Here is a 14,682-nt window from a genome sequence, read left to right as displayed (position 1 = left end):
GGGCCCGCGCGGCGTCAGGTGCGCAGGCCGTTGAAAAGCAAGTCGTAGTAGCCGGCGGCGATCTGCTCGGCGCTGTCGCCCTGGCCCGGCTTGTACCAGCGCACCATCCAGTTCAGCATCGACAGCACCGCGCGACCGGTGGCCGCCACGTCCAGCCGGCGCAGCGTCCCCGTGGCCATGCCCTGCTCCAGCAGGTCGCGCAGCAGTTGTTCGTAGCGGTCGCGCAATTGCGCGGCGTCGGCGCGCTCGGGCAGCGCCATGCCGGAATAGCCGATCAGCATGGTCACGAATTGCTCGTGATGGCGCGCGAAATAGCGGGCATGCCCCACCATGAAGGCGCGCAGCCGTTCGCAGGCCTCGTCCTGGCGCTCCACCTCGCGGGTCACGGCCTGCAGCAGGCCAGCCAGCGTCTCCAGGATGATGGCGTCGTAGATGTCCTGCTTGGTCTGGAAATAGTGATAGAGGGCGGCCTTGGACACCCCGATGGCCGCGGCCAGGTCGGCGACCGAGCTGTTTTCGTAGCCGCTGCGGGCGAACAGCCGCGCGGCCTCCTCGAGAATGCGCTCGCGCGGCGCGGCCAGCGTGGGCGGGCGGCCGGCGCGCGCGCGCTTCGGGGCAGGGGCAGGTGCATCGGCCATGGCGTTATCCTGGCAGGCGCGGCGCGCCCCCGCCTGCATTGACAGGGGCTGGCCGCTTGCCGTTAAATGGGTTCATCAATTAATTACCGGACGACCGGTAAGTAATTATAGGCACAGATTTCCCCCGCGCTCAACAACCGGAATCGCCCAACATGAACGCACGAGACACCGCCATGCCCCATCCCGTGGTTGCCGAGCTGTACGCCAGCATGACCCTGCCCGTGGTCTGCTCGCCCATGTTCATCGTCTCCAACCCCAAGCTGGCGGTCGCGCAATGCGTCAGCGGCGTCATGGGGTCGTTTCCCGCGCTCAATGCGCGCCCCCAATCGCTGCTGGGCGACTGGCTCGACGAAGTCGAGGCCGGCCTGGCCGAACACCGCCGCGCGCACCCGGACGGCGTCGTGGCGCCGTACGCGGTCAACCAGATCATCCACCAGTCGAACGACCGGCTCGAACACGACCTGGACGTGTGCGCCCGCCACCGGGTGCCCTACATCATCACCAGCCTGCGCGCGCCCGGCGACCTGGTTGCCGGCATCCACGCCTGGGGCGGCAAGGTTTTCCACGATGTCACGACCGTGCGCCACGCCGAGAAAGCCCTGGAGGCCGGGGTCGATGGCCTGATCCTGGTGTGCGCCGGCGCGGGCGGCCACGCCGGCACGCTCAGCCCGTTCGCGCTGGTCTCCGAGGTACGGCGCTTCTACGACGGGCCGCTGGTGCTGTCCGGCGCGATCACCTCGGGCCAGGGCATCCTGGCGGCGCTCGCCATGGGGGCCGACTTCGCCTATATGGGTACGCGCTTCATCGCGACCGCCGAGGCCAACGCCTCCGAGGCCTACAAGCAGGCCATCGTCGACGCGAGCGCGTCCGATGTGCTCTACACGCCCTTTTTCACCGGTATTCCCGGCAACTACCTGAAAGCCAGCATCGTGGCCGCCGGCCTGGACCCGGCCAACCTGCCGACGGCCGAGGCCGCCTCGTCCAATTTCGGCACGACGCGCGCCAAGCCGTGGAAAGACATCTGGGGCGCCGGCCAGGGCGTGGGCGGCATTGCCAGCGTGCTGCCGGCGCGCGAACTGGTCGCGTCGCTGCGCGCCGAGTACGCCCAGGCACAGGCGCGGCTGGGCGCGCGCAAGCTGGGATGAGCAGCCTGCTGACCGAGCGCGACGGGGCCGTGCTCACCCTGACCATCAACCGCCCCGAGCGGCGCAATGCCCTGGATACCGCCACCTACGACGCGCTGGCGGCGCGATTGCGCGCCGCCGACGCCGACGCCGGCCTGGCCGCGATCATCCTGACCGGCGCCGGCGACCATTTCACCGCCGGCAACGACCTGCGCGACTTCCAGGCCGAGCGTCCGGCGGGCGACAGCCCGGCCCTGCGCTTCCTGCGCGCGCTGGTCGACACCGACGTGCCGGTGCTGGCCGCCGTGGAAGGGCACGCGGTCGGCGTGGGCGTCACGCTGCTCCAGCACTGCGATTTCGTCTTCGCGGCCGGCTCCGCCCGGCTGCGCATGCCGTTCGTGGCGCTGGGGCTGTGCCCGGAAGGGGCTTCCAGCCTGCTGCTGCCCCGGCTGGCCGGCATGCGCAAGGCCGCCGAATGGCTGCTGCAGGGGCGCGCCTTCGACGCCGCCGAGGCGCATGCCGCCGGGCTGCTCACCGGCGTCACCGAGCCAGGCCAGGCCCTGGCGGCCGCCCGGGCCGTCGCCGCCGACCTGGCCGCCCAGCCACGCGAAGCGCTGCGTGTGAGCAAGCGCATGCTGCGCCAGGGCGAGCGCGCCGCGATCCACGCCACGCTCGACCACGAAGCCGAACAGTTTCGCGAGCGCCTGCGCAGCCCCGAAGCGCAGCAGGCGTTCGCGCGCTTCTTCAGGAAGTAAACAAACCGCACTCTTGCGCCGCACCGGCGCGGAATAACCAGAGCACGCGTCCGCTTTTCGCTGCAACGCCGGGCAGCTTGCCAGGGGGCAACGCACATAACGCTGATGGACCGGGCGACGCCACGCCAGCACCATCTGGTGCGCGTCGTGGCGATCTCCGCCGGCTCCAGGCCCGGCCTCTTGCGAAGCCGTTCTCTTATCGGAATGACCATGACGCTCGTGTTCAACCACCGCGTCCTGGTCCCTGTGCATCGACGACATCATGGCCGGCGCGAGCCCTTCCCGACCTGCCATGACCACTACCCCTGCCGCAACTTCCGCTCGCCCAACCCTGCGCCGCACTGCGTGCTTCCTCGCCGCCGGCACCCTGGGCATACCTCTCGGCGCCCAGGCCGACTGGAATAGCCAGACCATCAGAAAAACCAGCCAACAGGACCACGGCATCCACATACAGGCCAGCGACGCCAGCAACGCGTCCGCCGCCACCAATATGGACATCGATGTCAGCGGCCGCTACGCCGCCGGCATCCTCATGGAAAAACCCGGCGCGACGCTGACCGTCACCGGCGGCATGGTCAGCTCGTCGGGCACGCTGGTGGGGGCTGTCGGCACCACGCTGCGCGAGATGGCCACCGTCGTCGTCAAGCACGGCACGCTCCTCATGACCGGCACCCGCGTGACCAACAAGAACGAGGGCGCAACGGCAGGCAGCGTGCTGGACGCCAGCGGCGCGGATGCGGCGGTCCACCTGGTCAACGTGCCCTTTGCCGCGCATAGCGCCGGCGTCTCGATTCAGGACGGCGCGCAGGCGACGTTCACGCGCGGCGACATCACCGTCCAGGAAGGATACGGCCTGCATGCCAGCGGCTCGCAGGAGGCGGCCTCGCCCACGCGCGTCGAAATGACCGGCGGCAGCGTCACCAGCAAGTCGACCTCGTCCAGCGCCGTGCGGGTCGGAGGCCACAGCGAGTTCAGCGCGACCAGTACCCGCATCCAGGGCGCTGGAGGCGGCCTGCAGGTCATGCGTGGAGGAAGCGTGCAACTCGATAGCGGCACCATCCAGGATACCGGCCAGGACCCCGCCAATCCGATCGCCGACGGCTGGGTCGGGCTGCGCATCGATCTCGGCCACGCCACGCTGACGCAAACGACAGTCACGGCGCGGCAAGGCGGGGCGGCGCTGGATATCGTCGACGGCACTTTCATGGCCAAAGGCGGGATGCTGGCCGCCCCGAAAGGCGCGGCCATCCGCACCAGCTCGGGCTTCAGCGCCGCCAACCCGTCGGACGCGTCGCAGGCGGCGATCACCCTGCAGGACGGGGCGCGCGCGCAAGGCGCCGTACTGCTGCATCATCGCGGCACGAAGCCATTTCTGTTGACGCTGGATTCGGGCGCCCAGGCCGAGGGCGACATCGTGACGCGGCTGCCCGACGGCGTGCAGGTGGCTCCGCCGCTCGTGCCGCCCATGTACGGCGGCGCGCCGGGCCGGCTCGACATGCGGATCGCCGGCGCCGCGCAATGGCGGGGCGCCACCAGCGTGCTGAACGCGCTGGCCATCGACGCGGGCACCTGGACGCTGACCGCGTCGTCCTCGCTCAAGAAGCTGACGCTCGGCCAGCAGGGCCGCGTCGTGTTCGAGCACAAGGACGGCCACGCCTACAAGACGCTCACGCTCGCAACGCTGGAGGGCGACGGCGGCGAATTCCAGATGAACAGCAATGCCGCCGCCGGCCAATCCGACCAGTTGGTCGTGACCGGCAGCGCGTCCGGCGAGCATCGGCTGCGCGTGCAGGACAGCGGCCACGAACCGGACAATGCCAGGGCCATGACGCTGGTCCGGACCCCTCAGGGCAGCACGGCCGCTTTCAGCCTGGCCAACAAGGACGGCAAGGTCGATATCGGCACCTACCGCTATCAGCTGATGGCCGATGGCAAGGGCAATTGGGCGCTGGCGGAGCCGCCGCCCCCCGCGCCCCCGGTGGAGCCCGAGCCCGCGCCCCCCGCGCCCCAGCCTGAACCACCCGTGCCCGCGCCGCGGCCGCCGGCGGACAGGGAACTTTCGGCCGCCGCCAACGCGGCGGTCAACACCGGCGGGGTGGGCGCGGCCAGCACGCTCTGGTACGCCGAGAACAATGCGCTGTCCAAGCGCCTGGGCGAGCTGCGCCTGAACCCGGACGCCGGCGGCGCCTGGGGCCGCGGCTTCGGCCAGCACCAGCAACTGAGCAACCGCGCCGGGCGGCGCTTCGACCAGAAGGTGGCCGGCTTCGAGCTGGGCGCCGACCACGCGGTGGCGGTGGCCGGCGGGCGCTGGCACCTGGGCGGGCTGGCCGGCTACACGCGCGGCGACCGCGGCTTCACCGACGACGGCGGCGGCCACACCGACAGCGTGCACGTCGGGGGCTATGCCACCTATATCGCAAACAGCGGCTTCTACCTGGACGCGACGCTGCGCGCCAGCCGCCTGGAGAACGACTTCAAGGTGGTGGGCAGCGACGGGCGCGCGGTCAAGGGCAAGTACCGCACCCATGGGGTGGGCGCCTCGATCGAGGCGGGCTGGCGCTTTGCCCGCGCCGACGGCTGGTTCGCCGAGCCGCAGGCCGAGCTGGCGGCGTTCCGGGCCGGCGGCGGTTCGTACCGCGCGGCCAACGGCCTGCGGGTGCGCGACGAAGGCGGCAGCTCGGTGCTGGGCCGCCTGGGCCTGGAGATCGGCAAGCGCATCGAACTGGCAGGCGGCGGGCAGGTGCAGCCCTACCTCAAGGCCAGCGTGCTGCAGGAGTTCAACGGCGCGGGTACGGTACGCACCAACGGCATCGCGCATCGCACCGAGCTGCGCGGTGCGCGCGCCGAGCTGGGCCTGGGCGTGGCCGCCGCACTGGGCCGCGGCCATGGCCTGTATGCCTCGTACGAGTACTCAAAGGGCCCGAAGCTGGCCATCCCGTGGACCTTGCACGCGGGCTACCGGTACAGCTGGTAAGCGAGCAGCCCATCCCCGCGGCAACCGGCGCCCGGCGCCAGTCCTCGTGCGGGGACTGGCGCCGGGCGCCGGAATGGAGCAAGTCCGCGCGGTCATCGGAAATCGGGCGGGCGCTTTTCGCGCAGCGACTTGATGCCTTCGTGTACGTCCGGCCCGCCAAAGCCCATGAACTCCAGGGCCAGCGACGTATCGAACGACGGGCCGGCCATGCGCAGCCAATTGTTCAGTGCGTACTTGGTCCAGCGGATGGCGGTCTGCGAGCCGGCCGCCAGGCGGCCGGCCACCTCGAAGGCCTTGGACAGCAGCTCGGCGCGATCCACGCACAGCGACACCAGGCCGATGCGCTCGGCCTCTTCGCCGCTGACGGCGTCGCACAGCAACAGGTAATACTTGGCCTTGGCCATGCCGCACAGCAGCGGCCAGACGATGGCGGCATGGTCGCCGGCGGCCACGCCCAGCCGGGTATGGCCGTCGATGATGCGCGCGTCGCGGGCCGCTATCGAAATATCGGCCAGCAGCCCCGCCACCAGCCCCGCGCCGACCGCCGCGCCATGCATGGCCGAAACAATCGGCTTGTTGCAGTTGATGATGTTGTAGACCAGGTCGCGCGCCTCGCGCCAGACCCGGGTGCGCACCTCGAAATCGTCGGCCATCTGCTGCACCAGCCCCAGGTCGCCGCCGCCCGAGAACCCATTGCCTTCGCCACGGATCACCACGACCCGGGTCTGGTCGTCGGTATCGATGTCGCGCCACACATCGGCCAGTTCGCGGTGCAGGTGCTCGTCGGCGGTGGACAGCTTGCCGCTGGCGTCCTTGGCGCCCATGACCAGCTCCAGGATGCCCTCCGGATGGCGGCGGATGCGCAAGGCCCGGTAGCGGGCATAGTGTTCGGGGTTGGTATCTGTGTCGCTCATGTTCGTCTCCATCGGGCGTGGCCGGCCGGCCCGGCTTTGGGGCACTATAGTGGAAAGCGGCACCGCCGCCCGCCGGAGTTTCACCGCATGGATACCCTTTCCTCCTCCCTGCCGGCCATCGAGCGCCAGCACCTGCCCGCCCTGTTCGCCGCCCGGCCCACCGACGCCCACAAGGGCAGTTGCGGCACCCTGGGCGTGATCGGCGGCGGCCCCGGCATGGTGGGCGCCGCGCTGCTGGCCGCCCGCGCCGGGCTGAAAGTGGGGGCCGGCAAGGTATTGGTCGGCCTGGTCGCCGACACCCCGCCGCTGCCCTGCGACCCCATGCAGCCCGAACTGATGCTGCGCGATTTCCGCGGCCTGCTGGAAGCGGGCCTGGGCATCGACGCCTGGACGGCCGGCTGCGGCTGCGGCATGGACGCGCTGGCCGCCAACGCCCTGTCCGAACTGTTCCAGCTGCGCGGCGACGCCGCGCTGGTGCTCGACGCGGACGGCCTGAACCTGCTGGCCGCCGGCGCCGTGCAGGCGCGCTGGGGCGATGCCCCGGTCGTCCTCACGCCCCACCCGGCCGAAGCGGGCCGGTTGCTCGGCCTGTCCACCGAGGCCGTGCAGGCGGACCGGCCCGGCGCCGCCCGGGCGCTGGCCGCGCGCTACAACGCCTGGATCGTGCTCAAGGGCGCGGGCAGCATCGTCTGCGACCCAGCCGGCGCCTGCCGGATCAACCGCACCGGCAACCCGGGGCTGGCCACGGCGGGTACCGGCGACGTGCTGGCGGGCATCCTGGGATCCCTGCTCGCCCAGCGCATCGCGCCCGAGCAGGCCGTGCCTGGCGCGGTGTGGCTGCACGGCGCCGCCGCCGACGCCCTGGTGACGCACGGGGTCGGACCCATCGGCCTGACCGCCGGCGAACTGGCAGATAGCGCCCGGCGCCTGCGCAACAGCCGCGCCTAAGTGATTGAAACGGCTGAAAAAGGCGTTTTTGCAACACCCTAGGGTAAACCCTGAATTTCGCTTGCCAAGTACCTAGGGTTTTCCCTATAATGGATTACACCTAGACGAAACGTACTGGAGTAAGCCATGAGCGACCTGACCCTTAGCCACAACGCCCGCCTGACCGATTCGCTGGAGCGTGAACTGCTGCGCGGCGCTATGGAAGACCAATCGAACACCATCCGCCCGCTGGCCGCCGCGAAGGCTGCCGCCGCCGGCATCGGCCGCGGTGTGCGCGCCGTGTTCGCCTTCATCGACGAAGTCAACGAATCGATGAACCGCGCCCGCGCCCAAAGCGCCCACTACACCGGCTCGCAGTGGTAATCGGCTGACCGCCGGTTCCGGCCCGCACGCAGTCACGCGGCCGGAACCGGCCTTGCCACCCGCCGGGCCTGCCTCGGCCGGCGGATGGCAGGCGACGCCGTTGCCTCCCTCGCGGCGCCGCCGCGTTGCGTCTGGCCTGTCTGGCAGACGCAGCGCTTCTTCCGTCCCCCCTTCCCCGCATCCCCCCGCCGACAACATCCCGGGCCCGCGCGCCCATGGGCTGTCGCATCGCGTTGACAACGCGCGATCCGGCTACCGATAATCGCGCCGGTATCCACCCGGAGTTGTCACCATGAAGTTGCGCACCACTTTGGCCCTGCTGGCCGCCAGCGCCGGCCTGGCGGCCGTGCCCGGCAGCGCATCGGCACAGTCGCTGAAAATCGCCCTGTCGTCCGAACCCACGTCCGCCGACCCCCACTATCACAAGCAAACGCAGAACGACGCGTTCTCGGCGCACGTCTACAGTTCGCTGATCGGCCGCGATGCCGACATGAAGCTGGTTCCGGCGCTGGCGACCTCGTGGAAGAACCTGGACGACCTGACCTGGGAATTCAAGCTGCGCGACGACGTCAAGTTCTCCAACGGCAAGCCGTTCACGTCCGAGGACGTGCTGTTCACGATCTGCCGCACGCTGAACAACGAAACCAATGTTTCGCAGTCCTACATGGACACCACCAAGCGCATCGCGGACGTGCAGACGCCCGATGCCCACACCGTCATCATCAAGACGGCCGCGCCGCTGCCGCTGCTGCCGGCCGAACTGGCGCGCTCGCTGCCCATCGTGTGGAACGGCATCGTCGAACACGGCAAGCTGACGTTCAACCCGAAGGAAGGCTGTGGCGTGACCGGCCCGTGGCCGACCGTCGCCGACTTCAACAACGGCAAGGACGCCATCGGCACCGGCCCGTACAAGCTGAAGTCGTACGTCAAGGGCACCGGCATCGAGCTGGAGCGCAATGACAACTACTGGGGGCCGAAGCCGTACTGGAAGGACGTGAAAATGGTGCCGGTACCCAACGCGGGCCCGCGCCTGACCGGCCTGCTGTCGGGCGACTTCGATGTGATCGAAAACCCTGCCGCGCGCGACCTGCCGCGCATCAAGAGCAACCCGCAGTTCGGCTTCGTGGCCACGCCCTCGACCCGCCTGATCTTCTTCCAGCCCGATGTGGGCCGCAATCCCAGCCCGCTGGTCAAGAGCGCAGACGGCAAGAACCCGCTGCAGGACCTGCGCGTGCGCCAGGCCATCTCAATGGCCATCGACCGCAAGACCATCGTCACGCGCCTGATGGACGGCATCGCCACGCCGGCCTACCAGTACATGCCCGACGGCATGTTCGGCGGCGTGCCCAACGCCCCCGAGATCAAGTACGACCCGGAAGGCGCCAAGAAGCTGCTGGCCGAGGCCGGCTACGCAAACGGCTTCGAGCTGACGATCTCCACGCCCAACGACCGCTACGTCAACGACGGCCAGATCGCCCAGGCCGTGGCGCAGTACCTGTCGCGCGTGGGCATCAAGGCCAATGTCGACGCCATGACGGCCTCGCTGTACTTCCCCAAGCGCGCCAAGCGCGAGTTCAGCTTCTCGATGGGCGGCTGGCCGGCTGAAGTCGGCGAAGCCTCGGCGCTGTTCCAGCTGTGGGTGGCGTCGCTGGATTCGCCCAGGAGCCTGGGCACCAGCAACTATGGCGGTTTCTCCAACGCCGAGTTCGACAAGGTGTTCACCGAGGCCCTGGTGACGGTGGACGTGGCCAAGCGCGAGAAGCTGCTGCAGCAATCGACCCAGATCGCGCTGGACAACGTGCCGCTGATCCCGCTGCACTTCGAAAGCAGTATCTGGGCCTTCCGCAAGGGCCTGGCGTACGAGGGCCGCCGCGACCAGTTCACGCTGGCCATGTCGGTCAAGCCCGCCGACCAGAAGTAGGCATGCGGCCGGACGGGCTCGTTCCGTCCGCGCGACAGGGGCGCCGCCATGCGGCGCCCCTACGCATTTCAGCGGGCCGTAGTTGTAACCCCTATACAATTTGAGCCGCTTTCCGGAGTTGCCATGTCCCCGCCCCCCGCCGTCGCCGCCGTCCGCCCGTTCGAACTCGCCTGTCCCAGGCTGGACGCCGAGCGCGTAGGCAACAGCGCCACACCCGGCGTCTGGCACTTCGACGCGGGCCTGCCGGGCCGCCACGTGCTGCTGACGGCGCTGATCCACGGCAATGAGCTGTGCGGCGCCTGGGCGCTGAAGGACGCGCTGGCAGCCGGCCTGCGGCCGCGCCGTGGCAAGCTGACGCTGGCGTTCTGCAACCTGGCGGCGTTCGACCGCTTCGATCCGCTGAACTACGCGCCGGCGCGCTTCGTCGACGAAGACATGAACCGCGTCTGGAGCGCCGACAAGCTGGCGGCGCCCGAAACGCAGGAGCGCCACCGCGCGCGTGCGCTGCTGCCGTGGGTGGAACAGGCCGATTGGCTGCTGGATTTCCACTCGATGAGCAATGCCGACGAACCGCTGCTGCTGACCGGCACGCAAGCGCGCAATATCGAGCTGGCGCTCAGGCTGGGCAACCCGGCCCACCTGGTCGCCGACGCGGGACACGCGGCCGGCGTGCGCCTGCGCGACTACGGCCGCTTCGGCGCCGAAGGCGAGAACGGCACGCGCTCGCTGCTGATCGAGTGCGGCTTTCACGGCGCGCCGGCCAGCCGCGCGGTTGCGCGGGACATCCTGGCGCGCTTCCTGCTGGAGGCCGGCACCCTGGCGGCCGAGGATATCCCCGCCGGCTGGCTGGCCGACGCGGCGCCGCGCCAGCGCGCGCTGCGCGTCACGCATGCGGTGGCCGCGCGCAGCGCGGATTTCCGCTTTGCCCGGCCGTGGCGGGGGCTGGAACAGATTGCGCGCGCCGGCACGGTCATCGGCTGGTCCGATGGCGAGCCGGTCGCCACGCCGTACGATGATTGCGTGCTGATCATGCCCTCGCTGGCGAACCTGCGCCCGGGCGTGACCGTGGTGCGCCTGGCCCAACCCATCTGACCGGCCGGGCCGGCGACGGCCGGACCGGTCTTTCGAAGACCACCAAGGAATCCATAACGTGGCCTTGTTCATCCTGCGCAGGCTCATACAAAGCCTGTTCGTCCTGCTGGCCGTTTCGGTCGTGGTGTTCTTCGCGGTCTACGCCGTGGGCGACCCGATCGAATTGCTGGTCAGCCCCGAGGCCAGCGCGGAGGCACGCCAGGCCATGATCGCGCGCCTGGGCCTGGACCTGCCGGTATGGCAGCAGTACGGCAACTTCCTCTGGCGCGCCCTGCATGGCGACCTGGGCAACTCGTTCGTCCACGGCATTCCCGCCATCTCGCTGATCCTGCAGCGCATCCCGGCCACGTTCGAGCTGGTGCTGGTCGCCATCGTCCTGACCTGTACCATCGGCATCCCGCTCGGCCTGGTGGCCGGCCTGCACCGCGACCAGCCGCTGGGCCGCGGCATCATGGCCACCTCGGTGCTGGGATTCTCGCTGCCCAATTTCTGGCAGGGCATGATGCTGATCCTGCTGTTCTCGGTCTGGCTGGGCTGGCTGCCCGCCTCGGGGCGCGGCGACACCGCCGACCTGTTCGGCGTGCCGCTGTCCATCCTGACGCTGGATGGCTGGTCGCACGTCATCATGCCGGCCATCAACCTGGCGGTCGCCAACGTGGCGCTGGTGCTGCGCCTGACCGCCTCGGGCGTGGCCGAGGCGCAATCGCAGGAGTACGTGAAGTTCGCCCGCGCCAAGGGCATCAAGCCCGGGCGCATCGTGCGCCGCCACATCCTGCGCAACATCCTGATCCCGGTCGTCACCGTGATCGGCATGGAATTCGGCCACCTGATCGCCTATTCGACCATCACCGAAACCGTCTTCGCCTGGCCCGGCATGGGCAAGCTGCTGATCGACAGCGTCTACCAGCTCGACCGCCCCGTGGTGGTGGCCTATGTCATGCTGGTCACGCTGATCTTCGTCGTCATCAACCTGGTGGTCGACATTCTCTACGCCGCGCTCGATCCGCGCGTGCAACTGGTCGCCCCCGCACAGTAGGTCAGACATGGCAAATCCCCCGAGCAACGGCCGCACGCGCATCGTCCACCCCCTGTCGGAGACGCCGCGCCGCGCCCAGATCCTGAAAAAGCTGCACAGCCGCCCCACCGTGCGCGGTTCGGTCATCGCGCTGCTGGCGCTGGTGGCGCTGATCCTGCTGGCGCCGTACTTCGCGCCGCAGAACCCCTACGACCTCGCCAGCCTGAACCTGCTCGACGGCCGCCTGCCGCCGCGCTCGCCCACCATGGACGGCGGCTTCTATTGGCTGGGCACCGACGACCAGGGGCGCGATATGTTCAGCGCCATCCTGTACGGGCTGCGCATCAGCCTGCTGGTGGGCCTGACCGCGGTGGTGCTGGCCACCGCCATCGGCAGCCTGGTGGGCCTGCTGGCCGCCTATGCCGGCGGCGTGCTCGACGCCGTCCTGATGCGCATCGTCGATTTCATCCTCGGCTTTCCCACCATCCTGGTGGCGCTGGTGCTGCTGGCCATGATGGGCCGCGGCGTGGACAAGGTGATCCTGGCGCTGGTGGTGGTGCAATGGGCGCACTACGCGCGCATCATGCGCGGCCGCGCCTTGCAGGAGCGCCGCAAGGAGTACGTCGAGGCGGCCGCCAACCTGGGCTTTCCCGCCTGGCGCATCATGCTGTTCCACCTGCTTCCCAATTGCATGGCGCCGGTGATGGTGTTCGCCACCATCCAGATCGCCAACGCCATCGTGCTGGAAGCCACGCTGTCGTTCCTGGGCGTGGGCGTGCCGGTCACCGAGCCTTCGCTGGGCCTGCTCATCGCCAATGGCTTCCAGTACCTGCTGTCGGGCGACTACTGGATCAGCCTGTTCCCCGGCCTGGCGCTGCTGCTGCTGATCCTTTCCATCAACATCGTGGGCGATCGCCTCCGAGAAAGCCTGGACCCGCGACGAGCATGAAAGAAATTCTCCTGGACGTGCGCGGCCTGCGCACCGCATTCCATACCGAAGCCGGCGCCTGGCCCGCCGTCGACGGCGTCGACCTGGTCGTGCGCCGCGGCGAGATCGTGGGGCTGGTCGGCGAATCCGGCTCGGGCAAATCGGTCACCGGGTTCTCGCTGCTGGGGCTGATCGACCCGCCCGGCGAAGTGGTCGACGGCGAGATCCGCTTCAAGGGCAAGGACCTGCGCAAGCTGAGCGAAGAGCAGATGCGGCAACTGCGCGGCAATCGCATCGCGATGATCTTCCAGGATCCGCTGATGACGCTGAACCCGGTGCTGCGCATCGGCGAACAGATGGCCGAAGCCATCCTCACGCATGAGAACGTCTCGCGCGCCCAGGCCATGGAACGTTGCCGCGAGGCGCTGGAGATGGTGGGCATCCCGTCGCCCGAGAAGCGACTGCGCAGCTTCCCGCACGAATTCTCCGGCGGCATGCGCCAGCGCGTGGCGATCGCCATCGCCATGCTCAACAAGCCTGACCTGATCATCTGCGACGAACCCACCACGGCGCTGGATGTGACCATCCAGGGGCAGATCCTCTACCGCATGCAGGAAATCTGCCGCCAGCACGACACGGCGCTGATCTGGATCACGCACGACCTGGGCGTGGTGGCCGAGCTGGCCGACCGCGTCGCGGTCATGTATGCGGGCCGCATCGTCGAATCGGGGCCGGTGGACGCCGTGCTCGACGCGCCGCGCCACCCCTACACGCGCGGCCTGCTCGAATCGATGCCGGCGCAGACGCAGCCCGGCGCGCGCCTGCGCCAGATCGATGGCATGGCGCCGACGCTGTCGGCGCGCCCATGGGGCTGCGCCTTCCGTCCGCGCTGCCCCAACGCCGTGACGCGCTGCACCGAACAGGCCCCTTCCGTGACTCAGGAAGGTCCGCGCAGCTACCGCTGCTACGTGCCCATCGCCAGCGAGACCGCTACCGCATGACAACCTCAGACCTGCCCGTTATCGAACTGCGCGACGTGCACAAGCGCTTCGAACACCGTCCCGACATGGCCCAGCGCCTGCTTGCGCTGACCGGCAAGCCGCTGGACCGGCGCACCGTGCATGCCGTCAACGGCGTGTCGCTGTCGGTGCGCCGCGGCGAAGTGCTGGGCCTGGTGGGCGAATCCGGCTGCGGCAAATCGACCCTGGGACGGGTCGTTGCCGGCCTGCACCGCGAGAGCGCCGGCGAACTGCTGTACCAGGGCCGTCCGGCGGCGCAACTGCGCGGCGCGGACCGGCTTGCCTATATCCTGGGCGTGCAGATGATCTTCCAGGATCCGCAGGCCTCGCTCAACCCGCGCCAGCGCCTGCGCCAGATCCTGGCCGAAGCGCTCAAGGTGCACAAGCTGGCGCCGCCGGCCGAGATCCCGGCGCGGGTCGACCGCGCGCTGGCGGAAGTGGGCCTGGACCGCGAATACCGCGAGCGCTACTCGCACCAGATCTCGGGCGGCCAGCGCCAGCGTATCGGCATCGCGCGCGCCCTGATGGTGGAGCCCAGGTTCCTCGTCTGCGACGAGCCGGTGGCGGCGCTGGACGTCTCCATCCAGGCGCAGGTCATCAACCTGTTCATGGACCTGCGCGAACAGCGCGGCCTGACGTATCTGTTCATCAGCCACGATCTGGGCGTGGTGCGCCATATTTCGGACCGGGTCGCTATCATGTACCTGGGCAAGATCGTCGAGCAGGCCAGCTCGGCGGAAATCTTCGCCCATCCGAACCACCCCTATACGCAGGCGCTGATGGCCGAAGTGCCCGACGTAGGCCGGCGCGGCCGGGTCTTCACGCCGATCCGCGGCGAGATCCCTTCGCCGCTGGATCCGCCGTCGGGCTGTACCTTCCATCCGCGCTGCCCGCATGCCATGCCGCGCTGCCGCGAACAGGCGCCGGTACTGCGTGAAATCGCGCCAGGCCATGTTTCGGCCTGCCACCTGAACGACACCGCAAGCTGAAG

The 14,682-nt window shown here is 69.4% G+C and carries 13 protein-coding genes; 11 read left to right on the top strand and 2 right to left on the bottom strand.

The annotated features are described in order from the left end of the window. Positions 1–14: 14 nt before the first annotated feature. Positions 15–677 (bottom strand): TetR/AcrR family transcriptional regulator, encoded by a 663-nt coding sequence (locus CAL11_RS02035; protein ID WP_086092008.1) that lies wholly within the window; start codon positions 675–677, stop codon positions 15–17. Positions 678–790: 113 nt separating this feature from the next. Between CAL11_RS02035 and CAL11_RS02030 the strand changes: the two genes are divergently transcribed. The 3 genes from CAL11_RS02030 (at position 791) to CAL11_RS02020 (ending at position 5,491) form a co-directional block, all read left to right on the top strand. Further along, on the top strand, positions 791–1,783 hold the full coding sequence (locus CAL11_RS02030) for an NAD(P)H-dependent flavin oxidoreductase (protein ID WP_033460900.1): 993 nt from the start codon (positions 791–793) through the stop codon (positions 1,781–1,783). Next, entirely contained in the window at positions 1,780–2,517 is a 738-nt protein-coding gene (locus CAL11_RS02025) for an enoyl-CoA hydratase-related protein (RefSeq protein WP_086092007.1), read from the top strand. The genes CAL11_RS02030 and CAL11_RS02025 overlap by 4 nt, the downstream gene beginning before the upstream one ends. Positions 2,518–2,809: 292 nt before the next feature. Beyond that, on the top strand, positions 2,810–5,491 hold the full coding sequence (locus tag CAL11_RS02020) for an autotransporter outer membrane beta-barrel domain-containing protein (protein WP_086092006.1): 2,682 nt from the start codon (positions 2,810–2,812) through the stop codon (positions 5,489–5,491). A gap of 92 nt (positions 5,492–5,583) precedes the next feature. Here CAL11_RS02020 and CAL11_RS02015 read toward each other — a convergent pair whose 3' ends face one another. Beyond that, entirely contained in the window at positions 5,584–6,405 is an 822-nt protein-coding gene (locus CAL11_RS02015; protein ID WP_086094498.1) for an enoyl-CoA hydratase/isomerase family protein, read from the bottom strand. Between the two features lie 87 nt (positions 6,406–6,492). On the opposite strand from CAL11_RS02015, the gene CAL11_RS02010 reads away from it, so the two are divergent. From CAL11_RS02010 to CAL11_RS01975, 8 genes are all read left to right on the top strand, one after another. After that, positions 6,493–7,353 (top strand): NAD(P)H-hydrate dehydratase, encoded by an 861-nt coding sequence (locus CAL11_RS02010; RefSeq protein ID WP_033460912.1) that lies wholly within the window; start codon positions 6,493–6,495, stop codon positions 7,351–7,353. Positions 7,354–7,479: 126 nt separating this feature from the next. Then, positions 7,480–7,716 carry a hypothetical protein gene (locus tag CAL11_RS02005; protein ID WP_086092005.1) on the top strand — a complete coding sequence of 79 codons (237 nt, stop codon included), beginning with the start codon at positions 7,480–7,482 and terminating at the stop codon, positions 7,714–7,716. A 292-nt stretch (positions 7,717–8,008) separates the two neighbouring features. After that, on the top strand, positions 8,009–9,637 hold the full coding sequence (locus tag CAL11_RS02000; RefSeq protein ID WP_033460915.1) for an ABC transporter substrate-binding protein: 1,629 nt from the start codon (positions 8,009–8,011) through the stop codon (positions 9,635–9,637). 48 nt (positions 9,638–9,685) lie between these two features. Continuing rightward, complete coding sequence (locus CAL11_RS01995; protein ID WP_086092004.1) at positions 9,686–10,729, top strand: succinylglutamate desuccinylase/aspartoacylase domain-containing protein; 1,044 nt, start codon at positions 9,686–9,688, stop codon at positions 10,727–10,729. A 58-nt stretch (positions 10,730–10,787) separates the two neighbouring features. Next, the gene (locus CAL11_RS01990; RefSeq protein WP_033460919.1) at positions 10,788–11,765 is read left to right on the top strand and encodes an ABC transporter permease; all 978 of its coding nucleotides are present in this window, start codon (positions 10,788–10,790) and stop codon (positions 11,763–11,765) included. Between the two features lie 7 nt (positions 11,766–11,772). Next, positions 11,773–12,693, top strand: a complete 921-nt coding sequence (locus tag CAL11_RS01985) for an ABC transporter permease (protein WP_033460921.1) — start codon at positions 11,773–11,775, stop codon at positions 12,691–12,693. Next, positions 12,690–13,673: an ABC transporter ATP-binding protein gene (locus tag CAL11_RS01980; protein WP_033460924.1), complete on the top strand. Its 984-nt coding sequence runs from the start codon at positions 12,690–12,692 to the stop codon at positions 13,671–13,673. The genes CAL11_RS01985 and CAL11_RS01980 overlap by 4 nt, the downstream gene beginning before the upstream one ends. Continuing rightward, entirely contained in the window at positions 13,670–14,680 is a 1,011-nt protein-coding gene (locus CAL11_RS01975) for an ABC transporter ATP-binding protein (protein ID WP_086092003.1), read from the top strand. The genes CAL11_RS01980 and CAL11_RS01975 overlap by 4 nt, the downstream gene beginning before the upstream one ends. Positions 14,681–14,682: the final 2 nt, after the last annotated feature.

The organism is Bordetella genomosp. 6, assembly GCF_002119705.1.
Classification (GTDB): domain Bacteria; phylum Pseudomonadota; class Gammaproteobacteria; order Burkholderiales; family Burkholderiaceae_B; genus Bordetella; species Bordetella bronchiseptica_F.
This window is presented reverse-complemented; position numbering and strand designations above follow the sequence as displayed.